The sequence below is a fragment of the Serratia sp. CY33802 genome (assembly GCF_052169095.1).
GTDB classification, from domain to species: Bacteria; Pseudomonadota; Gammaproteobacteria; order Enterobacterales; family Enterobacteriaceae; genus Serratia; species Serratia bockelmannii.
On sequence record NZ_JBJNLL010000004.1, the window covers coordinates 69,598 to 96,453 of the forward strand.

21 protein-coding genes are annotated in these 26,856 nt (G+C 61.3%); 10 read left to right on the forward strand and 11 right to left on the reverse strand.

The genetic code is table 11. The annotated features are described in order from the left end of the window. Positions 1-130: 130 nt before the first annotated feature. The 6 genes from ACJ8HA_RS15150 to ACJ8HA_RS15175 form a co-directional block, all read right to left on the reverse strand. Entirely contained in the window at positions 131-1,096 is a 966-nt protein-coding gene (locus ACJ8HA_RS15150) for a sugar kinase (RefSeq protein WP_049207119.1), read from the reverse strand. A gap of 7 nt (positions 1,097-1,103) precedes the next feature. Further along, entirely contained in the window at positions 1,104-1,856 is a 753-nt protein-coding gene (locus tag ACJ8HA_RS15155; RefSeq protein ID WP_025304773.1) for a sugar phosphate isomerase/epimerase family protein, read from the reverse strand. 172 nt (positions 1,857-2,028) lie between these two features. Beyond that, entirely contained in the window at positions 2,029-3,063 is a 1,035-nt protein-coding gene (locus ACJ8HA_RS15160) for a LacI family DNA-binding transcriptional regulator (RefSeq protein WP_025304774.1), read from the reverse strand. 124 nt (positions 3,064-3,187) lie between these two features. Further along, positions 3,188-3,850 carry an OmpA family lipoprotein gene (locus ACJ8HA_RS15165; protein WP_016929583.1) on the reverse strand — a complete coding sequence of 221 codons (663 nt, stop codon included), beginning with the start codon at positions 3,848-3,850 and terminating at the stop codon, positions 3,188-3,190. Positions 3,851-4,096: 246 nt separating this feature from the next. Continuing rightward, positions 4,097-4,549, reverse strand: a complete 453-nt coding sequence (locus ACJ8HA_RS15170) for an N-acetyltransferase (RefSeq protein ID WP_043140746.1) — start codon at positions 4,547-4,549, stop codon at positions 4,097-4,099. Beyond that, the gene (locus tag ACJ8HA_RS15175; protein WP_025304776.1) at positions 4,546-5,112 is read right to left on the reverse strand and encodes a DNA-3-methyladenine glycosylase I; all 567 of its coding nucleotides are present in this window, start codon (positions 5,110-5,112) and stop codon (positions 4,546-4,548) included. The genes ACJ8HA_RS15170 and ACJ8HA_RS15175 overlap by 4 nt, the downstream gene beginning before the upstream one ends. 196 nt (positions 5,113-5,308) lie before the next feature. Between ACJ8HA_RS15175 and ACJ8HA_RS15180 the strand changes: the two genes are divergently transcribed. The 7 genes from ACJ8HA_RS15180 (at position 5,309) to ACJ8HA_RS15210 (ending at position 16,400) form a co-directional block, all read left to right on the forward strand. Next, positions 5,309-7,297, forward strand: a complete 1,989-nt coding sequence (locus ACJ8HA_RS15180; protein ID WP_193402763.1) for an autotransporter outer membrane beta-barrel domain-containing protein — start codon at positions 5,309-5,311, stop codon at positions 7,295-7,297. A gap of 731 nt (positions 7,298-8,028) precedes the next feature. Further along, positions 8,029-8,946, forward strand: a complete 918-nt coding sequence (gene glyQ, locus ACJ8HA_RS15185) for a glycine--tRNA ligase subunit alpha (protein ID WP_043140757.1) — start codon at positions 8,029-8,031, stop codon at positions 8,944-8,946. A gap of 9 nt (positions 8,947-8,955) precedes the next feature. Next, positions 8,956-11,025, forward strand: a complete 2,070-nt coding sequence (glyS, locus tag ACJ8HA_RS15190) for a glycine--tRNA ligase subunit beta (RefSeq protein WP_049207117.1) — start codon at positions 8,956-8,958, stop codon at positions 11,023-11,025. A gap of 343 nt (positions 11,026-11,368) precedes the next feature. Next, positions 11,369-12,088 (forward strand): DUF3053 domain-containing protein, encoded by a 720-nt coding sequence (locus ACJ8HA_RS15195; protein ID WP_025304780.1) that lies wholly within the window; start codon positions 11,369-11,371, stop codon positions 12,086-12,088. 542 nt (positions 12,089-12,630) lie between these two features. Then, positions 12,631-14,550 carry a PTS mannitol transporter subunit IICBA gene (locus ACJ8HA_RS15200; protein WP_025304781.1) on the forward strand — a complete coding sequence of 640 codons (1,920 nt, stop codon included), beginning with the start codon at positions 12,631-12,633 and terminating at the stop codon, positions 14,548-14,550. Between the two features lie 58 nt (positions 14,551-14,608). Further along, positions 14,609-15,754 (forward strand): mannitol-1-phosphate 5-dehydrogenase, encoded by a 1,146-nt coding sequence (locus tag ACJ8HA_RS15205; protein ID WP_262237476.1) that lies wholly within the window; start codon positions 14,609-14,611, stop codon positions 15,752-15,754. A gap of 94 nt (positions 15,755-15,848) precedes the next feature. Next, complete coding sequence (locus tag ACJ8HA_RS15210; protein WP_016929575.1) at positions 15,849-16,400, forward strand: MltR family transcriptional regulator; 552 nt, start codon at positions 15,849-15,851, stop codon at positions 16,398-16,400. Here ACJ8HA_RS15210 and ACJ8HA_RS15215 read toward each other — a convergent pair. Further along, a complete protein-coding gene (locus ACJ8HA_RS15215; RefSeq protein WP_197813075.1) occupies positions 16,397-17,005 on the reverse strand; it encodes a LysE family translocator in 609 nt (202 codons plus the stop codon). The genes ACJ8HA_RS15210 and ACJ8HA_RS15215 overlap by 4 nt on opposite strands. Positions 17,006-17,147: 142 nt before the next feature. Between ACJ8HA_RS15215 and ACJ8HA_RS15220 the strand changes: the two genes are divergently transcribed. Together ACJ8HA_RS15220 and ACJ8HA_RS15225 are read left to right on the forward strand one after the other, a co-directional pair. After that, the gene (locus ACJ8HA_RS15220; RefSeq protein ID WP_025304784.1) at positions 17,148-18,614 is read left to right on the forward strand and encodes an aminotransferase-like domain-containing protein; all 1,467 of its coding nucleotides are present in this window, start codon (positions 17,148-17,150) and stop codon (positions 18,612-18,614) included. A 73-nt stretch (positions 18,615-18,687) separates the two neighbouring features. Beyond that, entirely contained in the window at positions 18,688-19,050 is a 363-nt protein-coding gene (locus tag ACJ8HA_RS15225) for a YibL family ribosome-associated protein (protein WP_025304785.1), read from the forward strand. A gap of 11 nt (positions 19,051-19,061) precedes the next feature. Here ACJ8HA_RS15225 and ACJ8HA_RS15230 read toward each other — a convergent pair whose 3' ends face one another. From ACJ8HA_RS15230 to sodA, 4 genes are all read right to left on the reverse strand, one after another. Then, positions 19,062-19,841 (reverse strand): class I SAM-dependent methyltransferase, encoded by a 780-nt coding sequence (locus tag ACJ8HA_RS15230; protein ID WP_043140768.1) that lies wholly within the window; start codon positions 19,839-19,841, stop codon positions 19,062-19,064. A 102-nt stretch (positions 19,842-19,943) separates the two neighbouring features. Then, a complete protein-coding gene (gene yiiM / locus ACJ8HA_RS15235; protein WP_025304787.1) occupies positions 19,944-20,615 on the reverse strand; it encodes a 6-hydroxyaminopurine reductase in 672 nt (223 codons plus the stop codon). Positions 20,616-20,713: 98 nt separating this feature from the next. After that, positions 20,714-22,642 carry a methyl-accepting chemotaxis protein gene (locus ACJ8HA_RS15240; protein WP_197813074.1) on the reverse strand — a complete coding sequence of 643 codons (1,929 nt, stop codon included), beginning with the start codon at positions 22,640-22,642 and terminating at the stop codon, positions 20,714-20,716. 125 nt (positions 22,643-22,767) lie between these two features. Next, a complete protein-coding gene (sodA, locus tag ACJ8HA_RS15245) occupies positions 22,768-23,388 on the reverse strand; it encodes a superoxide dismutase [Mn] (RefSeq protein ID WP_004934003.1) in 621 nt (206 codons plus the stop codon). Positions 23,389-23,805: 417 nt separating this feature from the next. On the opposite strand from sodA, the gene fdnG reads away from it, so the two are divergent. Beyond that, entirely contained in the window at positions 23,806-26,853 is a 3,048-nt protein-coding gene (fdnG, locus tag ACJ8HA_RS15250) for a formate dehydrogenase-N subunit alpha (protein WP_145957804.1), read from the forward strand. Positions 26,854-26,856 lie beyond the last annotated feature (3 nt).

Sequence of the window (26,856 nt, forward strand, 5' to 3'; positions counted from 1 at the left end):
CTTCAGTGGTGTTGCATCCCCTTCGCCCGGCACGCTGGGCGTGAAAGACGAAGGGGCAGATGCTCTCCCGACGCGTCCCGGTTGTAGGGCCAGAGGCTGACGTCATGCGGAGAAGTCGTTTTTTTTATTGTTATTCGGCCAGCGCCGCACGGGTCGGCAGGCCTTCGCTGTCGCCGATGGCCTGGATCGCCAGCGAGCCGATTTTGTTGCCGCGCTGCACCGCCTGTATTAGCGTTTTGCCTTCCAGCAGGGCGCTGAGGGTGCCGACGGCAAAGCCGTCCCCGGCACCGACGGTATCCACTACGTTGTCGACCTTGACCGCGGCCACTGTCGCCTTATCGCCGGCGGCGGTTTTAAACCAGGCGCCGTCCGGGCCGGTTTTGATGATCACCGCCTGCACGCCGCGCTCCAGATAGAAATCGGCAATGCCTTCCGGCGTCGACTGGCCGGTGAGGATCTGTCCCTCTTTCAACCCCGGCAGAACCCAGTCGGCGGCGAACGCCAGCTGGTTCAGCTGCTCGATCATCACCTCGCGGCTGGGCCACAGCACCGGGCGCAGATTGGGATCGAACGAAATGGTTTTACCCATGGCACGCATCTCGCGCGCCGCATGGTGGCACAGCGCCAGCGACTCGCTGGACAGCGCCGCCGCCACGCCGCTCAGGTGCAGGTGGCGCGCGGAACCGAAATACTCGCGGTTGAAATCGGCAATCGACAGGTGGCTGGCCGCCGAGCCCTTGCGGAAATACTCCACACTGGGATCGGTACCATCGGTGGTTTTGGATTTCACCTGAAAACCGGTGGGGTAGTGGCCGTCGACCGTCACCTGCCGGTAATTGATGCCTTCTTTTTTCAACTGCTGCAGGGTGAAGCGCCCGAACGAATCGTTGCCGACGCGGCTGACCCAGCCGACGTTCATACCCAGACGCGCCAGGCCGATCGCCACGTTCAGTTCGGCGCCGGCGATGCGTTTGGTGAAGGTTTCCACCTCCGCCAGATCGCCGGTTTGTGCCGCCACGAACATCGCCATGGCTTCACCCAGCGTGACCACATCCAGGGGCGCCTGCTGCGCCGTCGTTGCCGTTAACGTTGTCATCATGGGGTTACTCCGCACGCAAGATATTGACGTAATGGCGGGTGACGGCTTCCAGGTCATCGCCCTGCAACGGGAATTCGATACCGCGCGGCGCATCGTGCGGCAGGCGGGCCAACAGGTCGCGCCAGCTGCCGTCGGTCTCGTCCAGCGCGATGGCGCGCCAGCCGCGCGGGCCTTGGGTGGCGGCTTTGACGTGCACGTAACCGACGTGGCGGGCCAGGCGTTCGGCGGCGGCGAAGGCGTCTTGCCCCACCCACAGCCAGTTGGCCATATCGAAGGTCATGCTGACCGGCAGGTGGCTATCTTCCGCGGCGTGGAAAAAGGCGTTCAGCATCGACAAAATGCCGCAGTCCGGCGTTTGGTCGTTCTCGACCACCAGCTTGACCGGGTGTTGCTCCAGCGCCACTTTCAACTCGGTAAAATCAAAGCCGGGGCGGAAATGGCCGAGGGAGAGCTTCAGCTGGCGCGCGTTCAGCGCCTGCGCTTCCGCCAGCAGCGCCGACAGGTTGGGGTTCAGCGTATGTTGCGGTGTGAACAGCGCCTCAGGGGCGGAATAGACGGCGAACAGCTGCTGGCGATCGATCTCTTGCGCCAGCGCCGGCAGGCTGTCCAGTTCACCGGCGGTGAACAGTTCGCGGCGGATCTCCACTCCGTCGGCGCCCGCGCCGGCGATGATGGGCAACAGCGCGCGCTGGCCGCCGTGTTGTTTGACGGTATCGGTGCCGTAGGCGCCGGTGACCACGATGATTTCTGTTTTCATTTTGACTCCTGAGGCGGCATTGTCGCCGCCGCTGCTGTTACCGGTACGTTAAATGGAACCGGTTCCAGCGAAAAGCGACAGAGTGTAAAAATATGATCGCAATCACGAAGCTGAGCAAAAAACAGCCGATTCAGATAGAGGCGGGGCGGTCAACGGCCCCGGAGAAGGTGGATTAGCGGGTGGTGGAGCCGCGGACGATCAGCTCGCCGGAGAACATCTGCTCACCGCTGGGGGTGGCCAGGCCCTGAATGCGCTGCACCAGCCGCTCCAGCGCCGCGTGTCCCATTTGGTAGGTAGGTTGTTTCAGCGTGGTGATGCCGACGCCCGCCAGCTCCGCCCACTCCAGCTCGTCAAAGCCCAGCAGGCCGATGTCGTTGCCCCACTGGATGCCGAGCCGACGCATGGCGCGCGCCACCTGCAGCGTCAGGGCGCCGTTGGCGGAGATCACCGCTTTGCGCATGCCGCGATGGCGGCCGCTGAAATCGCTCAGCACTTGCTCCAGCTTCTGCCGATCGTTGAGCGGCGTTTCGGCCTGCTCCGCCAACAGCGCGGGGTGCTGCGCCATGGTATGTCTGAAAGCGTGCAGGCGTTCGAGACGGGTATTGACCGTACCGAGCGGCTCGCTGAGGAACAGGATCGCTTCGAAACCTTGTTGCAGCAGGTGTTCGGTGGCGACGGTGGCGGCTTCGCGGTTGTTCAGGCCCACCACGTCGCAGGCGAAGTCGGGGATTTTTCGGTCGATCAGCACCATGGGCAGCATCGACTGTTGCAGCGTGGATAATGCTTCCTCGCGCATGCCGACCGCGTTGACCACGATGCCTTCTACCCGGTAACTGCTGAGCAGCTGCAGGTAGTGCTGTTCCTGATTGACTTCGTTGTTGGTGTTACACACCAGCAGGGTAAAACCGTGTTGACGGCAGGCGGCCTCGATGCCGCGCATCACGTCCACCGAATAGGGGTTGGTGATATCGGCGAGGATCAGGCCGATCAGGCGGGTCTGGCCGCCCTTCAGGCTGCGCGCCATCTGGCTTGGCCGGTAGTCGAGCTGCTGGATAGCCTGTTCGATGCGCTGTTTGAGATCGTCGGAAAGCAGGTGCTGTTCACCATTCAGATAGCGCGATACGCTGGTCTTGCCGGTTTTGGCGATGCTGGCCACATCGCTGATGGTGGCGCGTCCTGAGGTGCGCGTTGCCTTGCCTGTGCTCACAGCCGATCCCTCCTGCGGTTAATTGCCAAGGAGACTACCATACCCGATGTGCGAGCGGGAATATTGAAGGATAAGGAGAAAGTCGGGAGGAAGCGGCGGGGCACCGGTGGCGCCCCGCACGGGATTACTGCAGCGGGCTGAGGGTGATCTCGACGCGGCGGTTTTGCGCCTTGCCTTCCGCGGTGCTGTTGGAGGCGATCGGGTTGTCCGGGCCGGCACCGGTGGTGCGGATACGGTTCGCCGCCACGCCCTGGGTGATCAGCGCGCTGGCTACGCCGTCGGCGCGCTGCTGCGACAGGTTCATGTTGAGCGAGCGGGAGCCGGTGCTGTCGGTGTAGCCGACCACGTTGACCGCGGTTTTCGGATACTCTTTCAGCACCATGGCGACGCCGGTCAGGGTGTTGGCGCCCGCCGGTTTGAGCGTGGCGCTGCTGCTGTCGAAGGTCACATTATTCGGCATGTTCAGCACGATGTTGTCGCCCTGGCGGGTGACGCTGACGCCGGTGCCTTTCATCTTGTCGCGCAGTTTGGCTTCCTGCACGTCCATGTAATAGCCTGCGCCGCCGCCGAGGGCTGCACCGGCCGCTGCGCCGATCAGCGCGCCCTTGCCGCGATCTTTCTTGGAAGAGGACAGCACGCCGACGCCGGCGCCCAGTGCGGCACCGAGGCCCGCGCCGATGCCGGATTTACCGACTTCGGATTCGCCGGTGTAAGGGTTGGTGGTACAGGCCGACAGCGTGAGCGCGACGCTCACTGCGCCGGCAATAATTGCAATGCGTTTTTTCATGTTCTTGTCCTTAATGGCATCAATTCTGTACGCGCCGGCCCAACACGGGGGCGCAAAAAGTAGGCGACGCAGGTGGGGCCCGCATCACCGCGCTACTATGACGCGTTGGCTCGCCGGCAGTTCCGGAGAAAAACGTGACAAATGATGAGCGCGGGTAAGTGCTGGGGGAGTTATGCGATAAAACGCCGGGCGGCGCCATGCAGCGGATTCCTAATTGCGCGCCGCCAGGGCGCGAATGCGCCTTTTTTAACCGTAACCGGTTGAATTCTCGATTGCCGGCCAGTTCATGATCAGCGTATAGGCTTGGGTTTCGTCGTTAAACAGGCGTTGCGTCACCTGAAAACCGTGCTTGTGGTAGAACGCGCAGGCTCGCAGGTTCTGCTGATACACCTCCAGGCTGAGCCGGCGGTAGCGCTGCTGCACGTGCGTCATCAGCGCCTGGGCGACGCCGCGGCCGTGATACGCCCGATCGACGAACAGCGCGCCGATGAACTGCTCGTCCAGCACGCTGATAAAGCCGACGATCTCGTCGTTATGCCAGCAGGCCCAGCTTTGCGCGCGCGGCAGGTAGTTTTCCCGCACCAGTGCGGCGCTCTCATGCCAGTATTTTTCCGCCACGAACGGATGGGCGGCGATGGTGCTGGGCAGCCACAGCGCCATCAGCCGTTCGATATCCTCCGGGCCACAGGGGCGGATCACCGTGGCTTTGGGTAGCACATGCACCCCGTGAGATGATCGTTCACCAGCCCGCTGGCCTGCATGAAGGCGTAACAGATCGTGGAGCCGATAAACTTGAAGCCGCGCTTTTTCAACGCTTTGGACATGGCGTCGGACTGCTCGGTTTTAGCCGGCACCTGGCTCAGCGCCTGCCAGCGGTTGAGCTGCGGCCGGCCGCCGACGAAGTCCCAGATGAAGGTAACGAAATTCTCGCCGGACGCCTCCATCGCCAGATAGGCTTTGGCGTTGGTGATGATGGCTTCTATCTTGCCGCGGTGGCGGATGATGCCGCTGTCCTGCAGCAGGTTTTCCACGTCCTGCTCGGTCATGGCGGCGACCCGCTGCGGATCGAAACCATGGAAAGCACGCCGGTAATTCTCGCGCTTTTTCAGGACGGTGATCCAGGAAAGGCCGGCCTGCTGCCCCTCCAGGCACAGCATTTCAAACAGCTCGCGCGCGTCGGTGGTGGGCGCGCCCCATTCCTTGTCGTGATACTCGAGATACAACGGATCGGCCGTCACCCAACCGCAACGTTCGTCTGCCATCCTGACTGTCCTTATGCTGTGTTTATGAACAGTAATCATCGCTCGAAGCGCCGAACTTGGCAAGCCTCTGATTGTTTTGTCATCAGCCCGCTTGACGTGGTGAAAAAGCCGACAATAGTTACTACATGGCCGGTGGAAAACCGGCCAACGATAAAAACGACATTGCCTTCATTTGCAGGCTCTCAGGAGTCGATTCATGCCTCTAAAAATAACGTGCATGCCCCGCCCGGCGGCGCTTGCAGTGGCGTTGCTTTGCAGTATGACCCTTCCGGCTCAGGCGTACGATCAACTGTACGTCTTTGGCGATAGCCTGAGCGATACCGGCAACAACGGCCGGTTCACCTATGACGGCAGTCAGCACCTGCTGTACGACGAAGCGTTGGCGCAACGCATCGGCGCGGCGCTGGTGGCCTCGGACAACGGTGGTGAAAACTACGCCGCCGGCGGCGCCGTGGCGGTGCCGGGCCTGAACCCGGTCGACAACACCCAGGATCAGGTGCAGCACTACCTGAATCGGGTTAACGGCCAGGCCGATGGCGACGGTTTGTATATTCACTGGATCGGCGGTAACGATTTGGCGGCGGCGGCGCTGAATGCCGCTACCGCGCCCGGCGTGGCCTATAACAGTGCCGCGGCCGCCGCCGCGCAGGTGCATTCGCTGCTGAACGCCGGTGCCGGCACGGTGATCGTGCCGACGGTGCCGAACATCGGCTCCACGCCGCAGCTGATGGAACTGATCATTCAGCAGGCGCTGCCGCCGGTACAGGGGGCGGCGATCCAGGCGGCCTATGCCACGCTTAATTCGGTGGCTACCCCGGACAACGCTTCGCGCACGCAGGCGATCCACGCGGCGTTGGCCGCCGCGGCGAAGCAGGGCAGCGCCATTCCTCAGGTACAGCAGGCGATCGCCGCGCAGCTTATCGCGGCGTATGACAGCCTGAGCGCGCAGGCCGCCCAGCTGACCGATTTCTATAATCAAAGTGAAGACCGTCTGCTGGCGCAGGGCAGCGGCAATATCGTGCGGGTGGACGTCAACAAGCTGTTCGCCGAAGCGATCGCCAATCCGGCGCAGTTCGGCTTCGCCAACACGGCCGGCATGGCTTGCCCGGCGGGCGTTTCCTCGGCGGTTTGCCGTTCCGACATGCCCGGCTTCGACGCCGGCCAGTCCTATCTGTTCTCCGACCATTTCCACCCCAGCCCGCAGGCGCACTTGCTGATTGCGGATTATATTCAGGCGGTGTTGGATGGCCCGGCGCAGGTGGTGGCGCTGAATCAGGCGACGGCGGCGATGGCGCGTGACAGCCGCGCCACGCTCGACAGCCGTTTCCAGCAGCTGCGCAACGGCGACAACCCGCAGGGCTCGCTGGGCGTGTTCGGCGGCTACGCCGGCCAGCACTACGACTATGCCGATAATCGGGCGGCGGGGGACGGCAACGCCACCACCCACAACCTGACCGTCGGCGTGGACTATCAACTGACCGACAGCTGGTTGATCGGTGCGTTGATCGCCGGTTCCAACGACGATCAGCATCCTTCCAGCCGTTTTGATTACAAGGCGCGTGGGCTGCTGCTGTCAGCCTTCAGTTCGCTGGCGCTATTCGAGCAGGGCTGGGTCAACGCCGATCTGCACTATGCGACGATGGACTATGACGACATCCGCCGCAGCATGCGGCTGGGGCCGCTGACGCGTACCGAAACCGGTTCGACCACCGGCAAGCAGTGGGGGGCGCGCGTGACCGCCGGCTATGACTTCCCGATCGCCTCTTACCTGACCACCGGGCCGGTGGCGCAGTTCGCCTGGGACTACAGCCGCGTTTCCGGCTACAGCGAAGATGGCGATGACAGCACCGCCATGCGCTTCAACGATCAAACCTATCACTCGCAGATCGGCGCGCTGGGTTGGCGGCTGGATACGCAATTCGGCGTGTTTAACCCTTATGCGGAAGTGAGTTATCAGCATCAGTTCGGCGACGACGTCTACCGCGCCGGCGGCGGCCTGAAATCGACGCAAACCTCGTTTACCCGCGACAGTGCGGGCCAGGACAAAAACTGGGTGGATGTCACGCTGGGGGCCAACATGCCGTTGACGGACAGGGTATCGGCCTTCGCCACCGTTTCGCAAACCGGCGGGCTGAGCAGCGGCGAGCAGTTTATGTATAACGTCGGCGTCAGCGCGCGTTTTTGAATTGGCCATCGGCGCGCTCAAGGGCGCAGGATAGTCATAAGGTCTGATAAGGGATTTATGAGGAAGGCGGCCTGGGGTGAATTATGCGGGCCGCAATGACGTTGGCGGAAATACAAAAAAAAACTGATCCTATGAAAGGATCAGGTAGCCACTTGGCCAACACCAGGGAAAATTTTATTTATTATTGTATAACCAAAGATTAACTGTCAATTTGTTTCTGTGGCCCGTTAGCGCCGTCTTTCATCCCTGGCCGTTCCTCCCATGCCCCGACCGTCGGCACGCCGCGTGATATCGCCTTATTGTTCACGATAATAAGAAATAATCTGGCACTTGATCACATTATCTCTCGATGAGGGGAGTTTTTTAGTTGATAAAATTAACAAAAATAACATTGTCGCAACTTTATCTCGTGGCAAATATAAAGATACACGCACGGAAATCAGCCTGAATTTGACCGGCGAGGGGAGAAATAGCGTTCAGCTAATTGACTATTTAAACGGCGGTGAGTGATATTTTTGTTTAGATACTCTAATGTTTTTGCCGGGTGTGTCTTTCTGGACGGCGAGGCGACCGGCCGGCGCGTTGTCCTTCCCTCGGTGCCCGCCGCGTGAAAATCCAGCGCTTCTCACCCCGATTCGCACTTGTTGCCGGATTCTGGCTGTATATCTTACGGTCAAAGGGTATACTGGCGCATTCCATCTAAATCCACTTGTATCGCGTGCGAATTCAACATGCAAAAGTTTGATACCAAGACCTTCCAGGGCCTGATCCTGACACTGCAGGATTATTGGGCGCGCCAGGGCTGCACCATCGTTCAACCATTGGACATGGAAGTCGGCGCGGGAACCTCACACCCGATGACGTGCCTGCGCGCACTGGGGCCGGAGCCGATGGCGACCGCCTATGTGCAGCCATCCCGTCGCCCGACCGACGGCCGCTACGGCGAAAACCCGAACCGTCTGCAGCACTACTACCAGTTCCAGGTGGTGATTAAGCCATCGCCGGACAACATTCAGGAACTCTACCTGGGCTCGCTGAAAGAGCTGGGTCTGGATCCGACCATCCACGACATTCGCTTCGTGGAAGACAACTGGGAAAACCCGACGCTTGGCGCCTGGGGCCTGGGTTGGGAAGTGTGGCTGAACGGCATGGAAGTGACGCAGTTCACCTACTTCCAGCAGGTCGGCGGCCTGGAGTGCAAGCCGGTGACCGGCGAGATCACCTATGGTCTGGAGCGTCTGGCGATGTACATCCAGGGCGTGGACAGCGTATACGATCTGGTGTGGAGCAACGGCCCGCTGGGTGTCACCACCTACGGCGACGTGTTCCACCAGAACGAAGTGGAGCAATCCACCTACAACTTCGAATACGCCGACGTCGACTTCCTGTTCTCCTGCTTCGAGCAGTACGAGAAAGAAGCCCAATCGCTGCTGGCGCTGGAAAAGCCGCTGCCGCTGCCGGCCTACGAACGCATCCTGAAGGCGGGCCATACCTTCAACCTGCTGGACGCGCGCAAGGCGATTTCGGTGACCGAGCGTCAACGCTACATTCTGCGCATCCGCACGCTGACCAAAGCCGTTGCCGAAGCCTACTACGCTTCCCGCGAAGCGCTGGGCTTCCCGATGTGCAACAAGAAGAACGAGAACTAAGAGGCAGCCATGACTCAACAGACTTTCCTGGTGGAAATCGGCACGGAAGAGCTGCCGCCGAAGGCGCTTCGTTCCCTGGCGGAATCTTTCGCCGCCAACTTCACCGCCGAGCTGGACAACGCCGGCCTGGAACACGGTGACGTGAGCTGGTTCGCCGCACCGCGCCGCCTGGCGCTGAAAGTGGCCAACCTGAGCGCGGCACAGGCCGATCGCGAAATTGAAAAACGCGGCCCGGCGATCGCCCAGGCGTTCGACGCCGAAGGTAAACCGAGCAAAGCGGCCGAAGGCTGGGCGCGCGGCTGCGGCATCACCGTCGATCAGGCTGAACGCCTGGTGACCGACAAGGGCGAGTGGTTGATGTACCGCGCCCACGTCAAAGGTCAGTCGGCGCAACAACTGCTGGCCGGCATGGTCAGCACCGCGCTCGGCAAGCTGCCGATCCCGAAACTGATGCGCTGGGGCGATTCCGACGTGCAGTTCGTGCGTCCGGTGCACACCGTCACGATGCTGCTGGGCGCCGATCTGATCCCAGGCACCGTGCTGGGCATCGAATCCGCGCGCACCGTGCGCGGCCACCGCTTCATGGGCGAAGCCGAGTTCACCCTCGACAATGCCGACCAATACCCGCAGATCCTGCTGGAGCGCGGCAAAGTGGTCGCCGACTACGAAGCGCGTAAAGCCCTCATCAAGCGCGATGCCGAACTGGCGGCGCAGAAGATTGGCGGCAAGGCCGATCTGAGTGAAAGCCTGCTGGAAGAAGTGGCTTCGCTGGTGGAATGGCCGGTGGTGCTGACCGCCAAATTCGAAGAGAAATTCCTGGCGGTGCCGGCAGAAGCGCTGGTGTACACCATGAAGGGCGACCAGAAGTATTTCCCGGTGTACGACGCCGCGGGCAAACTGCTGCCGAACTTTATCTTCGTAGCCAACATCGAGTCGAAAGACCCGCAGCAGATCATCTCCGGTAACGAGAAGGTGGTGCGTCCGCGTCTGGCCGACGCCGAGTTCTTCTTCAACACCGACCGCAAGAAGCGTCTGGAAGACAACCTGCCGCGCCTGGAAACCGTGCTGTTCCAACAGCAGCTGGGCACCCTGCGCGACAAGACCGACCGCATTCAGGCGCTGGCGGGCTGGGTTGCCGGCCAGATCGGCGCTGACGTCAACCACGCCACCCGCGCGGGCCTGCTGTCGAAGTGCGACCTGATGACCAACATGGTGTTCGAATTCACCGACACCCAGGGCGTGATGGGCATGCACTATGCGCGCCACGACGGTGAGGCGGAAGACGTCGCCGTTGCGCTGAACGAGCAGTATCAGCCGCGCTACGCCGGCGATGCGCTGCCGCAGTCGCTGGTGGCCTGTTCCCTGGCGATCGCCGACAAGATGGACACCCTGGCAGGCATCTTCGGCATCGGTCAGCATCCGAAGGGCGATAAAGACCCGTTTGCGCTGCGCCGTGCCGCGCTGGGCGTGTTGCGTATCATCGTCGAGAAAAACCTGCCGCTGGATCTGCAGACACTGACCGAAGAGGCCGTGCGCCTGTACGGCAGCAAGCTGACCAATGCCAAGGTAGTCGACGAGGTGGTGGAATTCATGCTGGGCCGCTTCCGCGCCTGGTATCAGGAAGAAGGCCACGCGGTCGATACCATTCAGGCGGTGTTGGCGCGCCGTCCGACCAAGCCGGCCGACTTCGACGCGCGCGTCAAGGCGGTATCCCACTTCCGCACGCTGGACGAGGCGGCGGCGCTGGCTGCGGCCAACAAACGCGTCTCCAACATTCTGGCGAAGTCTACCGAAACGCTGAACGACAGCGTGCGCGCCTCGGTGCTGAAGGACGCGGCGGAGATCCAGCTGGCGACTCACCTGGTGGTGCTGCGCGACAAGCTGCAGCCGTACTTCGCGGCGGGCAACTACCAGGAAGCGCTGGTGGAACTGGCCGCGCTGCGTGAGCCGGTGGATGCGTTCTTCGACAACGTGATGGTAATGGCGGACGATGCGGAAGTGCGCGTAAACCGCCTGACGCTGCTGAGCAAATTGCGTGAACTGTTCCTGCAGGTGGCGGATATCTCCGTACTGCAGTAAGCGATTCTCTGCTGTGAAAAGGCGCCTGCGGGCGCCTTTTTTATTTCCGTTTCCTGGGGGCGAAGGCAAGGTCGCCTGGCGACTTGGGGGGCGACTTGGGGGGCGACTTGGGGGGCGACTTGGGGGGCGACTTGGGGAAATTGAAGCGTCCGGTCGCCGACGGCAATGAACCTCAGTGCGTTTTGCGCACGATGTTCAACCGCCTCCGGCCGAGACAATGTTCACCGCAAACGGAATCGCGTATCGGAACGCCGCCAGTTGATCTATTCTTATAGGCGCACGGAGTGCGCAAAAAGGGGCGGAGTCCAATGAAAAAGCAGGTTTATAACAGGAGTTATGTCACATGGCGGTAGGGATCCAGAGCAGAGGTTTCGCGCGTTGGTTGGCACCGGTATTGGCATTGTTGGTGGTCATGCAATTGACCGCCTGCGGCGATAAAGAGCCGGAACAGCGCAAAGCATTTATCGATTACTTACAGAATACCGTGATGCGCAGCGGGGCGAACATCCCCACGCTGAGCGAAGACCAGAAACAGAAGTTCGGCAACTATGCCGGTGATTACGCGATTTTGGTCGGCTTTTCGCAGCAGTTGTCCAAGTCGGTCGGCGCCAGCCTGACCCCGGCGCTGGATCAGATTAACCAGATCCGCACCGCGCAGGACTACCTGAACAAACGCGACGCGCTGCAGCAATCGGTCGGGGCGTTGAACCTGCTGGGCCAGCAGATCCAGTCCGCCAAGTCGCAGGCGGATACTGCCCACGCGGCGCTGAAACAGCCTGACGATCTGAAGGCGGTGTACAACCAGGCCTATGACAAAATCGTCACCGCACCGGCCAATGCCTTGATGCCGGCGATCCCGACCACCGCCAGCTTTGTGCAGGATCTGGTGCAGGTCGGCGATTTCCTGCAGAGCCAGGGCAATCAGGTCAGCTTCAACAACAACGGCGTGCAGTTCCGCACCGCGCAGCAGGTGGCGCAGTACAACACCATGATGTCGAATCTGGTGGCCAAACAGCAGAACCTGATGAATGCGCAGAAGACCATTCAAAGCGTGACGCAATAATAACGCGTCCAGGCGCGAAACAGGCCGGCATTGCCGGCCTGTTTTATTTCCCCTCAGCGTTTCCAATAGCTTGCTGGTTTATTGCGCAGGCTTCTGTACTACACTTCAATTAATCCATTCATTAGGCAATGTAGTTTTCTTTCATTCATCACTTCGCTAGTTCCCGGCGGGATGAGTGCTCACAGGGAAGATCAAACAGAGCGTTGCGATCGGCGCTGCAGCTAAAAATAAATTGTGACTAATGTCACAATTCAAAAACAAAACGCCACATTAAAAATGTGATCATAGTCACTTTATTGGGGGTTTTGTGGCGACTTTTTTCTCACTGTGCTTTTTTTACACGTCATAAATGTGATCTTTATCACTATAAATGAGGGTTTGTTGGGGTGTTGTTTGTGACTTGTATCACAAAAAATTCGTGAAGTTCGCGTGACAAAAACAGCGTGATAGAGTCCGTTTCGCATACAGCGGCAACACGGCTGGATCGTCACAACAATAATCACGCGCTCTATTGTCAGCGCGTAACAATAGGGGTGTGTTTTATGTTTTCACCAGACATCAAGGTTAAAGTGCAAAACTTTGGCCGCTTCCTGAGCAACATGGTGATGCCCAACATCGGCGCCTTTATCGCCTGGGGGATTATCACCGCGCTATTCATTCCAACCGGCTGGCTGCCGAATGAAACCTTAGCCAAGCTGGTCGGCCCGATGATCACCTACCTGCTGCCGCTGCTGATCGGTTATACCGGCGGGCGGCTGGTGGGCGGCGATCGCGGCGGCGTCGTGGGTGCCATCACCACCATGGGCGTCATCGTCGGTGCCGACATGCCGATGTTCCTCGGCTCGATGATCGCCGGCCCGCTGGGTGGCTGGGCTATCAAGCATTTCGACCGCTGGGTGGACGGCAAGATCAAAAGCGGCTTTGAAATGCTGGTGAACAACTTCTCCGCCGGCATCATCGGCATGCTGCTGGCGATCCTAGCCTTCCTGGGCATCGGGCCGCTGGTGGAGGTGCTCTCCAAGCTGCTGGCGGCGGGCGTGCACGTGATGGTGAAGAACAACCTGCTGCCACTGGCGTCCATCTTCGTTGAACCGGCGAAAATCCTGTTCCTGAACAACGCCATCAACCACGGCATCTTCTCGCCGCTGGGTATCCAGCAGGCCACGGAAGCCGGCAAGTCGGTGTTCTTCCTGATTGAAGCCAACCCAGGCCCGGGCATGGGCGTGCTGATGGCCTACATGTTCTTCGGCCGCGGCAGCGCCAAGCAATCCGCCGGCGGTGCGGCGATCATTCACTTCCTGGGCGGCATCCACGAAATCTACTTCCCTTACGTGCTGATGAATCCACGTCTGCTGCTGGCGGTGATCCTGGGCGGCATGACCGGCGTATTCACCCTGACGATGCTGAACGGCGGCCTGGTTTCTCCAGCTTCCCCGGGTTCGATCCTGGCGGTGCTGGCGATGACGCCGAAAGGCGCCTACTTCGCCAACATTGCGGCGGTGTGCGCAGCCTTTGCCGTCTCCTTCGTGGTGTCCGCTTTCCTGCTGAAAACCTCCAAAGTGAAAGAGGATGACGATCTGGAAGCCGCGACCCGCCGCATGCAAGAGATGAAATCGCAGTCCAAAGGCGGCGCAGCGGCGCCAGCGTCGGTCGACGGCGATCTGAGCACCGTGCGCAAAATCATCGTCGCCTGCGATGCGGGCATGGGTTCCAGCGCCATGGGCGCCGGGGTGTTGCGCAAGAAAGTGGCGGACGCCGGGCTGAAGAACATCTCGGTGACTAACAGCGCCATCAACAGCCTGCCGGACGATGTGGATCTGGTCATCACGCACCGCGATCTGACCGAGCGCGCGATGCGCCACGCGCCGCAGGCCCAGCACATCTCGCTGACCAACTTCCTCGACAGCAAGCTGTACAGCGATCTGGTCGACCGTTTGGTAGCGGTCAACAAAACCACCGACAACCAGCAGAAGGTGCTGGGCGCGCTGGACGACAGCTTCGAAGCCGGGGAACCGAACCTGTTCAAGCTGAGCGAAAGCAATGTGTTCCTCAACCTGCAGGCTAGCGACAAAGAGCAGGCGATCCGTTTCGCCGGCGAGCAGCTGGTGAAAGGCGGCTACGTCGAGGCGGAGTACGTGCCGGCGATGCTGGAGCGCGAAAAGCTCACCTCCACCTACCTGGGCGAGTCGATCGCCGTGCCGCACGGCACCATCGAGGCCAAAGACCGGGTGCTGCGCACCGGCGTGGTGTTCTGCCAGTACCCGCAGGGCGTGCGCTTCGGCGATGAAGAGGATGAAGTGGCTCGCCTGGTGATCGGCATCGCCGCGCGCAACAACGAGCATATTCAGGTGATCACCAGCCTGACCAACGCGCTGGATGACGAGAGCGTGATTGAGCGGCTGGCGAATACCACCAGCGTCCAGGAAGTGCTGGACCTGCTCGGCGGCAAAAAAGCTGGATAACAGAATCATTTTAAAGGGTGCAGCTTGCTGCACCCTTCGACATTAAGAAGGTAGAGTTATGAAAGCATTACATTTTGGCGCAGGGAATATCGGCCGCGGTTTTATCGGCAAGCTGCTGGCGGACGCCGGGGTTGAACTGACCTTCGCCGACGTCAATCAAACGGTGCTGGATCTGCTGAACAGCCGTAAAAGCTACGCGGTGCACGTGGTGGGCGAGCAAGAACGCGTGGAGCGCGTCAACAACGTCAGCGCCGTCAACAGCGGCAGTGAGGCGGCGGTGGCGCTGATCGCCGAAGCGGATCTGGTGACCACCGCCGTTGGCCCGCAAATTCTCGCCAAAATCGCCGGCACGATCGCCAAAGGGCTGGTGCTGCGTCATCAGCAGGGCAATGTGCAACCGCTGAACCTCATCGCCTGCGAGAACATGGTGCGCGGCACCAGCCAGCTGAAACAGCATGTGTTCGCCGCGCTGCCGCAGGATGAGCAGGCATGGGCTGAGCAGCATGTCGGCTTCGTCGATTCGGCGGTCGATCGCATTGTGCCGCCGGCGGACAGCAACGACCCGTTGGAAGTGACGGTGGAAACCTTCAGCGAATGGATCGTCGATCAGACCCAGTTCAAAGGCCAGCCTCCGGCGATCGCCGGTATGGAGTTGACCGATAACCTGATGGCGTTCGTCGAGCGCAAGCTGTTCACCCTCAACACCGGTCACGCCATCACCGCCTACCTCGGCCAACAGGCCGGGCTGCAAACCATTCGTGACGCCATTCTCGACCCGGCGATCCGCCGCGTGGTGAAAGGGGCGATGGAAGAGAGCGGCGCGGTGCTGATCAAACGCTACGGCTTCGACGCCGACAAGCACGCCGCCTACATCAACAAAATCCTCGGCCGCTTCGAAAACCCGTATCTGCACGACGACGTCGAGCGCGTGGGCCGTCAGCCGCTGCGCAAACTGAGCGCTGGCGATCGCCTGATCAAACCGCTGCTGGGCACGTTGGAATACGGCCTGCCGCATGCCAACCTGATCCAGGGCATCGCCGCCGCCATGAGCTACCGCAGCGAACAGGATCCGCAGGCGCTGGAGTTGGCGGAACTGCTGAACACGCTCGGGCCGAAAGCCGCGCTGGCGCAAATTTCCGGCCTGCCGGCGGAAAGCGAGGTTGTAGAAGAGGCCGTTGCTGTGTATAACGCCATGCACAAGTAGAATCGTGATGATGAACACCCGAGCGCAGCTTGCTGCGCTCCTGCAACCCGAGTTCGGCATCGACGGCCCTCCCCACGCCTTTCGAAAAGCGACGATGGAAGAAGCACAGGCATTTGAAAACCAGGTTCTGGAAAAGCTGAACGCGGGCAAAACGGTGCGCAGCTTCCTGATCGCAGCGGTAGAGCTGCTGGCGGAAGCGCTCAACGTGCTGGTGGTGCAGGTATTCCGCAAGGATGACTACGCGGTGAAATATGCCGTCGAACCGCTATTGTCCGGCAGCGGCCCGCTGGGGGAGCTGTCGGTGCGCCTGAAGCTGATGTACGGCCTGGGGGTGATTTCCCGCCACGAATATGAAGATGCCGAGCTGCTGATGGCGATGCGCGAAGAGCTGAACCACGACGGGTCGGAATACCGCTTCGTCGATGACGAAATTCTCGGGCCGTTCGGCGAGCTGCACTGCGTGGCCGCGCTGCCGCCGGTGCCGACCTTCCTGCAGCCGGGCGAGGCGGATGAAGCGCTGATCGCCATGCAGCGCCAGCGCTATCAGCAGATGGTGCGCTCCACCATGGTGCTGTCCATTACCGATCTGATCGCCGGCATCGGCGCCAAACAACCTTCCCGACTCTCTCCTCTCGGCCGCGGCTAAGCAAAGGCCGCGCGCCACTCGTCGAACAACAGCCACAGCGCGGTGGCGGCCATCAGTCCGGACATCACGCCGTTGAAGGCGCGCAGTTTCCAGGTCACTCGCAGCGCGTTGCGCAACCGGTCGCCCAGCACCGCCCACAGCAGCACGCACGGCAGGTTCAGCAGCGCGAAACCGGCGATGACCGACAGCGTATGGACGAAGGTGGCGCCTTCGCGCGGGGTGAACAGGATCGCCACGTTGATCACCATCAGCCAGGCTTTGGGGTTGACCGCCTGAAACAGCGCGCCGCTGAGCAGGCTCATCGGCTGCGCCTGCTCTTTGGCGTCCGGCGAGGCCGCCTTAAACAGCTTCCATGACAGCCACAGCAGATAGGCGCAGCCGATTACCGCCAGCGGCAGGCGGATGACGCCGGCCCAGCTCAGCGCCAGCGCCAGCAGCGGGATAATGATCGCCAGCTGTACCGCACAACCGACGCAGATGCCAAACAGCATCGGCAGGGTGCGGCGCAGGCCGAAGTTGACGCCCGACGAGGCCAGCAGCAGGTTGTTGGGGCCGGGGGTGATCGACATGACGGTGACGTAGCTGACAAAGGCGGAGTCCAGCATGGCAGGTTCCTTGAAAATGACGGTGATAACGAGAGGATCAGCATAATCGCTGCAATGGGATGGTGACAGAACCACAAATCGGATATTGTCATGGTTACAGTTGTGCAAAATGTAAACTGTACCCATTACCTGGAGAGAAACTGTGACCTTGCTCGATGAAACCCCGGATACCCGCTACCTGCAGCTGGCGGATACGTTGGCCGAGGCCATTCGACGCGGCACGCTGCTGCCCGGTGACCGCTTGCCTTCGGTGCGGCGCTGTGCGCAAACGCACCGCGTCAGCATCAATACCGTGGTGTCGGCTTACCGCACGCTGGAGGATCGCGGGCTGATCGAAGCGCGACCGCAGTCGGGGTTTTATGTCCGCAGCACGCTGCCGGCGCTGAAGATGGCCTCGGCGCCCAGCGGCCGCATCGAGCCGCCGGCGGACGACGTGCTGGCGCTGATCGATACGGTATTCGCCGCCCAGCAGAATCCGGCCTTCACTAACATTGCGCTGGCCTGCCCGCAGACCAGCGACTTCTATCCCGGCGGCAAGCTGGGGCGTATGTTGTCTTCTCAGCTGCGCCGCCAGCCGGATCTGATCGGGCAGTATCCGTTGCCGCCCGGCAGCCTACGGCTGCGCCAGCAGATCGCCCGCCGCTCGATGACGCTGGGCATGTTGCTGGAGCCGGGCGACGTAGTGCTGACCCATGGCTGCATGGAGGCGCTGCAGCTGGCGCTGCGCGTCACCACCAAACCGGGTGACTGCGTCGGGCTGGAGTCGCCAACCTATTTCTATCTGCTGCCGCTGCTGGCCAGCCTGGGGCTGAAAGCGCTGGAAATCCCCACCGATCCGCAGCTGGGGCTGTCGCTGGACGCGCTCGAGTTGCTATTGAACGAGAAGCGGCTGAACGCGGTGATCGCCATGCCGACGGTGCAAAACCCGCTGGGTTGCACCATGCCGCTGGCGGCGAAAAAGCGGCTGGCGCGGCTGATGAACGATCATCAGGTGCCGTTGATTGAAGACGGGCTGTATGCCGAGATCCAGTTCGGCGGCGCGCTGTCGCCGGCGGTGAAGGCGTTCGATCGCGACGGCTGGGTGCTGTTTTGCTCCAGCTTCACCAAAACGCTGGCGCCGGATTTTCGCGTCGGCTGGATCTGCGGCGGCCGTTTTCACGAGGCGTTGCGCAAGCTGAAGGCGGTGTCGTCGATGTCCGAGTCGCAGCTGCTGTCGGAAACGCTGGCGACCTTCCTGGAGAGCGGCGGCTACGATCACCATTTGCGCAACCTGCGCAAGCGCTATGCGGCGCAGGTCGACGAGGCGAGGGCGCTGATCGCCCGGCATTTCCCGCGCGGCACGCTGGCCACGCAGCCGGCGGGTGGCTTCGTGTTCTGGGTCGAATTCCCCCCCGGTGTGGACAGTGTGGCGCTGTTCCATCAGCTGTTGGAGGAGCAGATCTGTTTGACGCCGGGCACCCTGTATTCGCCCAGCGGGCGCTACCGCAACGCGCTGCGGCTCTCCTGCTGCTACCCGTTCAACGCGCGCTACACCCAGGCGTTGGCCCGGCTCGGCGCCAAGGCCTGCGAGATGAGCGGCCTGCCGCCCGGTATTGCGCAGGACGGGTAACGGCGCGCGCCTTTTGCTACAATGCCGGTATCATTGATTAGCGTGCCATTTTGGGCACAACGGGCCAGAGACCATGAAAGAGAAAGAAAAGGCAGAGATCAAGCGCCTGAGCGACCTGCTGGACGCCTTGAACCACAAAGACGCCACCGTGATCCAACAGGGCAACCCTGAGTTGATCGCGCAGCACACCAAAGAAAAAGAGAAACTGGCGACGGAGATCGAGCGCCTGAAAGACGTGCGTGGCGAGAAGCTGAGCGCCGAAGCGCAGAAGCTGAGCAAGCTGCCGTTCAGCCGCGAGATCACCAAGAAAGAGCAAGCCGATATGGGCGCGCTGAAGAAAAGCGCGCGCGGGCTGATTGTGGTGCACCCGATGACCGCGCTGGGCCGCGAGATGGGCCTGAAAGCGGTCACCGGTTACGCCAAGAAAGCGTTCTGAACCCCCGGGCGTCAGACCTTGGTGGTGAAATACGCCTTGGTCTGATAGGGCACGGTGACCGTGTCCTGGCCCTGCAACTCCTCTTCTTCCGCCACCAGCTGGCGCAACCGATCGATAACCTGCTCCTGTTGCGCCTGTGGCAGTGCGGCGATAAAGCTGGTTGAACGTACCCGGTTGTAGATCACGTCCTCCACCGCGCCGCGGTGGCCCAGCATAAAGACCTGCTCCTGCAGCGGTTCAAAGCCTTTGAACGGGAAGAATTTGCGCCATTCGCCGGTATAGAAACGCGGCGCATCCCCTTCGTGGCTGTCGACGATCTGATTCAGTTTACGCACCCAACCGACGCGCGCATCGCGCATGTTCCACACCAGACCGAGTTTGCCGCCGGGCTTGAGAATACGCTGGATTTCCGCCAGCGCCTGCGGCGTGGCGAACCAGTGGAAGGACTGGGCGCACACCACGGCATCGACCGACTCGTCCGGTAGCGGGATCGCGTCGGCGGTGCCCGCCAGCGTTTTCACCTGCGGCAGCGCCGCCGACAATTTTTCCAGCATTTGCGGCACCGGTTCGACGGCGATCACCTGCGCGCCGGTTTCCAGCAGGCGCGGAGTGAACTTGCCGGTACCGGCGCCGAGATCGATGACCGTCATGCCGGCGTGCAGGCCGATAGACTCACGCAGCCAGGCGGCGATTTCCGGCGGGTAATCCGGCCGGCCTTTCACATAGCGATCGGCGTTGGCCTGATAGCCCTCGGCGGCGGCGTGATGAATCGAATGGGTCGGGGTGGTCATATACCTGGCTCCTGGCTGAAAAACACGCGGCTACAGTATAGGCGGAAGAAGAGGGTTAACGCGGCATTCGGCGCACGTTTTTCATCTTTTCCGCCAGCGATTTCAACGGCCGAGCAGGCGACGGTTGAAGTCCTCGAGGCGCCCTTCGGCAAGCCGCGTGAGCATGGTCTTGCTCCAGCTGGCGGAGAGGCCGGCCACCGCCAACAGGCGGCGATATTGTTCCGCGTCGAACGGCATGTGCCAGGCGATGGCGATGGCTTCGGCCACCGACACGTCGCTGTTGCGCGCCGCCAGCTCCAGCGGACGATCGCCGCTGACCGCACCCGGCGAGACCACCCGATACAGCCAGCCGCAGCGGCCGCTTTGCTGCATCAGCACCGAAATATCCTCGATGGCGAAGTGGTAGTTGAGCTTGAAGCACGGCGAGCGCGGCTGGGTGACCTGGATCAGCGCTTCGCCCCAGCGGAAGATGTCGCCCATAAACACATTGTGTTCGGTCAGTCCTTCGGTGGAGATATTCTCGCCGAAGGCCGGGGCGCAAAACTGCTCGGCCTGCGCCGGAAACTGTTCGCGCCAGTGGGCATAATGCTCGCGCGGGTAGTGGCACAGCGCGCGGTCCGGCCCGCCGTGGTAGCTTTTCTCGGCTTGCTCGTCGCCTTCCAGGCCGAGCGGCGTGAGCCGGATGGCGCCATCCACCTGGCGTTTGGCGATGGCGCTGGGGCGCCCGCCTTCATAGGGTTGAATATTGCCGATGTAAACGTCTGGGTGATGCATGTGCGCCTCCGTGTCTCGCGTCGAGGGCTCAGCATAGCCTGAGTTGTGTCAGGGGGACATAACAACCCGCCCGAAAATCCTCGGGCGGGGGCGTGGCGTCAGAAGGTGGTCCAGTTCTCCTCCGCTGCGGCGTTGGCGGCCGTGGTTTTTACGGCAGGCGCTTTCGGCGCGGCGGTTTTCACGGCGGTGGGTTCGGTCTGCTCCGCCAAACGGAACACCGAAACGCTCTGCAGCAGCATGTCGGCCTGTTCTTCCAGCGAATCGGCGGCGGCGGCGGACTCTTCCACCAGCGCGGCGTTCTGCTGGGTGGTGTGATCCATCTCGACGATCGCCTGGCCAATCTGGGCGATGCCGCGCGTCTGCTCATCGGAGGCGGCGGCGATTTCAGCCATGATGTCGCGCACGTGGGTGACCGAGCGGACGATCTGTTCCATGGTGTTGCCGGTGCTTTCCACCAGTTCGGTGCCGGTTTTCACCCGGCTGACCGACTCGGCGATCAGCCCTTCGATCTCCTTGGCCGCTTGGGCGCTGCGGCTCGCTAGGCTGCGCACTTCGCTGGCGACCACCGAGAAGCCGCGTCCCTGTTCGCCGGCGCGCGCCGCTTCCACCGCGGCGTTGAGCGCCAGGATGTTGGTCTGGAAGGCAATACCGTTGATCAGGGTGGTAATTTCAGCGATACGCTGCGAACTGCTGGAGATATCGCGCATGGTGCTGACCACGTTCTCCACCAGCTTGCCGCCCTGTTGCGCGGTCTGCGAAGCGTCGGTGGCCAGCTGATTGGCGTGATGGGCATTGTCGGCGTTTTGTTTCACCGTGGCGGTCAGCTGTTCCATGCTGGCCGCGGTTTCTTCAACCGCCGCCGCCTGCTGTTCGGTGCGGGAGGAGAGATCGGTGTTGCCGGCGGCGATTTCCGCGGAGGCGGTGGAGACCTGGCTAACCCCCATCTGGATCTTCTCAATCATGGTGCGCAGATTTTGGCTCATCGCCGCCACCGCGTTCAGCAGTTGTCCCAGCTCGTCGCGGCGGGTGCTGGTCTGCGCCTGGCGCAGATCGCCGCTGGCGATGCGTTCCGCCATCGCCAGCGTGCTGTGCAGCGGACGGGTGATCTGCAGCGTGATGCGCCAGGCGATAAGTATCCCGGCGATGATGGCGATCAGGGTGGTGATGCCCATCTGCAGCTGCGCCAGGTTGATGTTGCTGCGCGTCTGCGCCAGTTCGTCCTGCATAAAGGCGTTCACCAGCGTGCCGATCTCATGCGCGCGTTCGCCGAGCTGCCGGCTGATCTGCTGTTCGTGCTCATAGGCCGGCAGGTAGGCCGCGATGCGGTTTTTGTAATCGTCCAGGGCGGCCAGCAGCGGTTGCAGCTGCGGGCGCTGCGCGTCGCTGACCCGGCGGCTCAGGGAGTTGGCCGCGTCGCGCGCGTCGTCGATGGCCGCCATCAGCGGCGCTTCGGTTTCCTTGTTCAGGCTCAGCAGCAGACCGCGCGCGCCGTAGCGCACCTGGGTCAGCTTCTGGTTCAGTTGAATGAAGGCCAACTGCAGATCGCCGTTGGTGAGCTGGCGCTCCACCTGGCTCAGGCTGGCCTGCACTTCCGACATGTTCCAGCTCTGGCGCACCGCGTCTTTCGCCGAGACCGCCTGCTCAAAGATTTTTTGCTGTTGCTGATATTCCCCAATCAGCGTCACCAGACGCTGCAGATCCTTGCGGCTTTGGGCGTCCCAGTCCAACGCCTGGCCCTGGTCTATCAGTTTGACGGCGTTATCGATATTGGCGCGATTGTTCTGCAGATACTCCGGCTGGTAGGTCTGGCCGTACATGGCGCGGTTGTATTTGGCCTGGTTGATCTCCTCGTTCAGCCGGTTGCTGAAGTCGATGCGATCGGCGCGGGATTCGATGATGTGCAGGTATTGCGCCCCGGTGCCGGCGATGACGACCGCCAACAGCAGCAACAGCGCGAAGCCGAGGCCGAGCTTTTTACCTACGGTGAGATGAGTGAACTTTCCTGCTAATGCTTGCAATGCCGCCATAGCGTTTTTCCTTCTCCGGGCGAACGTCAATTGAACAAACCATCGGCAAGAAGTGGTCAAACTTTAGCGGATTTCAGGCAAAAAAATACCCGCCGGCGGCGGGCATCTTCATCAACGGCGGCGAATTACTTCTTCGCGGCGAAGCGTGCGGCGGCTTCGTCCCAGTTGACCACGTTCCAGAACGCCTTGATGTAGTCAGGGCGTTTGTTCTGGTATTTCAGGTAGTAAGCGTGTTCCCACACGTCCAGGCCGATGATTGGGAAACCGGAAGCGCCGGCGACGGCTTCGCCCATCAGCGGGCTGTCCTGGTTAGCGGTAGACACCACGGCCAGCTTGCCGTCTTTCAGTACCAGCCAGGCCCAACCGGAACCGAAGCGGGTGGCTGCGGCTTTCTCGAACTCTTCCTGGAATTTCTCAACGCTGCCGAAATCGCGCTCGATGGCCGCTTTCAGATCGCCGCCCAGCGTGGTGCCGGTTTTCAGGTTTTTCCAGAAGAAGCTGTGGTTGGCGTGGCCGCCGGCGTTGTTGCGCATGAAGGTGCGTTTGTCGGCGGGCACTTTATCCAGATCCTGGATCAGCTCTTCAACGCTGTATTTGGCCAGCTCAGGGTAGGCTTCCAGCACGGTGTTGGCGTTGTTGACGTAGGTCTGGTGGTGTTTGGTGTGATGGATTTCCATCGTCTGCTTGTCGAAATGCGGTTCCAGTGCGTCGTAAGCGTACGGCAGGGATGGCAGTGAATAACTCATAATCATCATCTCCAGTGGTGTATGGGCGGCGCAAAGGGCGAGCACCGCGTAAGCAGTCGGATCATTATAGTTAATTAAATGATATTGAAAATGATTATCAATGCCCTGTGAAGTGTGTGGTTAATGAACAAATCGATGCGCTAACATACTGATAGAAGAGGGCGGCGGGTGGCCGCATCAAGCCATCGCCCCGGCACGTGGGTTACTCTCTATACTGTAGGGAGCGCCAAGGTCGAAATGTATCGAAATGTGCCAATGCGTTCACTGAATGAGCACGAGTGTGTAACAACCACAAGCACGCTGTGGTAATATGGCCGGCGTTCGTAGCAAGCATAACAACAGTGACATTCGCGTTTGCCGCGCTAGCGGGGCAGGCGCATTTGAACAATGTGACAATCGAGAGTAAAGGAGACCCCCATGCAGGTCAGCAGAAGGCAGTTCTTTAAGATCTGCGCTGGCGGTATGGCAGGAACGACGGTGGCCGCGCTGGGCTTTGCCCCCGAAGTGGCGTTGGCGGAAACCCGGCAGTACAAACTGCTGCGCGCCCGTGAGACCCGTAATACCTGTACGTATTGTTCCGTCGGCTGTGGGCTGTTGATGTACAGCCTTGGTGATGGCGCCAAGAACGCCAAAGAAAGCATTTTCCATATCGAAGGGGATCCGGATCACCCGGTAAACCGCGGCGCGCTTTGCCCGAAAGGCGCCGGCCTGGTTGACTTTATCCACAGCGAAAGCCGCCTCAAGTACCCGGAATATCGGGCGCCGGGGGCGGACAAATGGCAACGCATCAGCTGGGACGACGCCTTTACCCGCATCGCCAAGCTGGTGAAAGAAGACCGTGACGCTAACTTCATCAAAACCAACGACCAAGGCGTTACCGTCAACCGTTGGCTGACCACCGGCATGCTGTGCGCCTCGGCCGCCAGCAACGAAACCGGTTTTCTGTCGCAAAAATTTAGTCGCGCTCTCGGCATGCTTGCCGTAGACAACCAGGCGCGTGTCTGACACGGACCAACGGTAGCAAGTCTTGCTCCAACATTTGGTCGCGGTGCGATGACCAACCACTGGGTTGATATCAAGAACGCGAATTTGATTATCGTCATGGGCGGTAATGCGGCGGAAGCGCATCCGGTGGGGTTCCGCTGGGCGATGGAAGCCAAAATACACAACAATGCCAAGCTGATCGTGATCGATCCGCGCTTTACCCGAACCGCATCGGTGGCGGACTTCTACACGCCGATCCGCTCCGGGACCGACATCGCTTTCCTGTCGGGCGTGTTGCTGTATCTGATGACCAACAACAAGTTTAACCGCGAGTACGTCGAGGCCTACACCAACGCCAGCCTGCTGGTGCGGGAAGACTTTGCCTTCGAAGACGGCTTGTTCAGCGGCTACGACGCGGAAAACCGCAAGTACGACAAAACCACCTGGAACTACCAGTTCGACGAGAACGGCTTCGCCAAGCGCGACGTCACGCTGCAGGATCCGCGCTGCGTGTGGAACCTGCTGAAGCAGCACGTGAGCCGCTACACGCCTGACGTGGTGACCAACATCTGCGGCACGCCGAAGGACGATTTCCTCAAGGTGTGCGAATACATCGCCGAAACCTGCGTCGCGGATAAAACCGCTTCGTTCCTGTACGCTCTGGGCTGGACTCAGCACTCGGTCGGCGCGCAGAACATCCGTACCATGGCGATGATCCAGCTGCTGCTCGGCAACATGGGCATGGCGGGCGGCGGCGTCAACGCGCTGCGCGGCCACTCCAACATCCAGGGTCTGACCGATCTCGGCCTGCTGTCGCAGAGCCTGCCGGGCTACATGACGCTGCCGTCGGAGAAACAGACCGATCTCGACACCTACCTGAAGGCCAACACGCCGAAGGCGCTGCTGCCGGGCCAGGTGAACTACTGGGGCAACTACCCGAAATTCTTCGTCAGCATGATGAAGACCTTCTACGGTGACAAGGCGCAGAAGGACAACAGCTGGGGCTTTGACTGGTTGCCGAAGTGGGACAAGGGCTACGACGTGCTGCAGTACTTCGAGATGATGTCGCAGGGCAAGGTCAACGGCTACTTCTGCCAGGGCTTTAACCCGGTGGCGTCGTTCCCGAACAAAAACAAGGTGGTGGCTTCGCTGTCCAAGCTGAAGTTCCTGGTGACCATCGATCCGTTGAACACCGAGACTTCCAACTTCTGGCAGAACCACGGCGAGTTCAACGAGGTGGATCCTTCGCAGATCCAGACCGAAGTGTTCCGCCTGCCGTCCACCTGCTTCGCCGAAGAGAACGGTTCGATCGTCAACTCCGGCCGCTGGCTGCAGTGGCACTGGAAAGGCGCGGACGCCCCGGGCGAAGCGCTGAACGACGGTGAGATCCTGGCGGGCATCTTCAGCCGCCTGCGCGAGATGTATGCGCGCGACGGCGGTGCGGTGCCTGAACAGGTGCTGAACATGACCTGGGACTACCTGACGCCGGACAACCCGGCGCCGGAAGAGGTGGCGCAGGAGAACAACGGCAAGGCGCTGGCGGATCTGCTGGATGCCGACGGCAAAGTGCTGGTGAAAAAAGGCGAGCTGCTCAGCTCGTTCGCGCAGCTGCGCGACGACGGCACCACCGCCAGCGGTTGCTGGATCTTCGCCGGCAGCTGGACGCCGGCCGGCAACCAGATGGCGCGGCGCGACAACGCCGATCCGTCCGGCCTCGGCAATACGCTGGGCTGGGCCTGGGCATGGCCGCTCAACCGCCGCATTCTGTACAACCGCGCCTCGGCGGATCCGCAGGGGAAACCGTGGGATCCGAAACGCCAACTGCTGGAGTGGGACGGCGCCAAGTGGGTCGGGGCCGATATCCCGGACTACAGCACCGCCGCGCCGGGCAGCGACGTCGGGCCGTTCATCATGCAGCCGGAAGGCATGGGCCGCCTGTTCGCCACCGACAAGATGGCGGAAGGGCCGTTCCCTGAACACTACGAGCCGTTCGAAACGCCGCTCGGCACCAACCCGCTGCACCCGAATGTGGTGTCCAACCCGGCGGCGCGCGTGTTCAAGGACGATCTGGCGGCGATGGGCAAATCCGACAAGTTCCCGTACGTCGGCACCACCTATCGTCTGACCGAGCACTTCCACTACTGGACCAAGCACGCGCGGCTGAACGCCATCGCGCAGCCGGAGCAGTTCGTGGAGATCGGCGAAAAGCTGGCGGAGAAGAAGGGCATCAAGCAGGGCGATACCGTGAAGGTCAGCTCCAACCGCGGCTACATCAAGGCCAAGGCGGTGGTGACCAAACGTATTCGCACGCTGCAGGTGCACGGCCAGGAAGTCGACACCATCGGCATCCCGATCCACTGGGGTTACGAAGGGGTGGCGAAGAAAGGCTTTATCGCCAACACGCTGACGCCGTTCGTCGGCGACGCCAATACGCAAACGCCGGAGTTCAAGGCGTTCCTGGTCAACGTGGAAAAGGTGTAACGG

Coding starts and splice junctions, on each gene's coding strand:
- ACJ8HA_RS15150 (WP_049207119.1), bottom strand. CDS start 1,096: ATGACAACGTTAACGGCAACGACGGCGCAGCAGGCGCCCCTGGATGTG.
- ACJ8HA_RS15155 (WP_025304773.1), bottom strand. CDS start 1,856: ATGAAAACAGAAATCATCGTGGTCACCGGCGCCTACGGCACCGATACC.
- ACJ8HA_RS15165 (WP_016929583.1), bottom strand. CDS start 3,850: ATGAAAAAACGCATTGCAATTATTGCCGGCGCAGTGAGCGTCGCGCTC.
- ACJ8HA_RS15175 (WP_025304776.1), bottom strand. CDS start 5,112: ATGGCAGACGAACGTTGCGGTTGGGTGACGGCCGATCCGTTGTATCTC.
- ACJ8HA_RS15180 (WP_193402763.1), top strand. CDS start 5,309: ATGCCTCTAAAAATAACGTGCATGCCCCGCCCGGCGGCGCTTGCAGTG.
- glyQ (WP_043140757.1), top strand. CDS start 8,029: ATGCAAAAGTTTGATACCAAGACCTTCCAGGGCCTGATCCTGACACTG.
- glyS (WP_049207117.1), top strand. CDS start 8,956: ATGACTCAACAGACTTTCCTGGTGGAAATCGGCACGGAAGAGCTGCCG.
- ACJ8HA_RS15195 (WP_025304780.1), top strand. CDS start 11,369: ATGGCGGTAGGGATCCAGAGCAGAGGTTTCGCGCGTTGGTTGGCACCG.
- ACJ8HA_RS15200 (WP_025304781.1), top strand. CDS start 12,631: ATGTTTTCACCAGACATCAAGGTTAAAGTGCAAAACTTTGGCCGCTTC.
- ACJ8HA_RS15205 (WP_262237476.1), top strand. CDS start 14,609: ATGAAAGCATTACATTTTGGCGCAGGGAATATCGGCCGCGGTTTTATC.
- ACJ8HA_RS15210 (WP_016929575.1), top strand. CDS start 15,849: ATGGAAGAAGCACAGGCATTTGAAAACCAGGTTCTGGAAAAGCTGAAC.
- ACJ8HA_RS15215 (WP_197813075.1), bottom strand. CDS start 17,005: ATGCTGGACTCCGCCTTTGTCAGCTACGTCACCGTCATGTCGATCACC.
- ACJ8HA_RS15225 (WP_025304785.1), top strand. CDS start 18,688: ATGAAAGAGAAAGAAAAGGCAGAGATCAAGCGCCTGAGCGACCTGCTG.
- ACJ8HA_RS15230 (WP_043140768.1), bottom strand. CDS start 19,841: ATGACCACCCCGACCCATTCGATTCATCACGCCGCCGCCGAGGGCTAT.
- yiiM (WP_025304787.1), bottom strand. CDS start 20,615: ATGCATCACCCAGACGTTTACATCGGCAATATTCAACCCTATGAAGGC.
- ACJ8HA_RS15240 (WP_197813074.1), bottom strand. CDS start 22,642: ATGGCGGCATTGCAAGCATTAGCAGGAAAGTTCACTCATCTCACCGTA.
- sodA (WP_004934003.1), bottom strand. CDS start 23,388: ATGAGTTATTCACTGCCATCCCTGCCGTACGCTTACGACGCACTGGAA.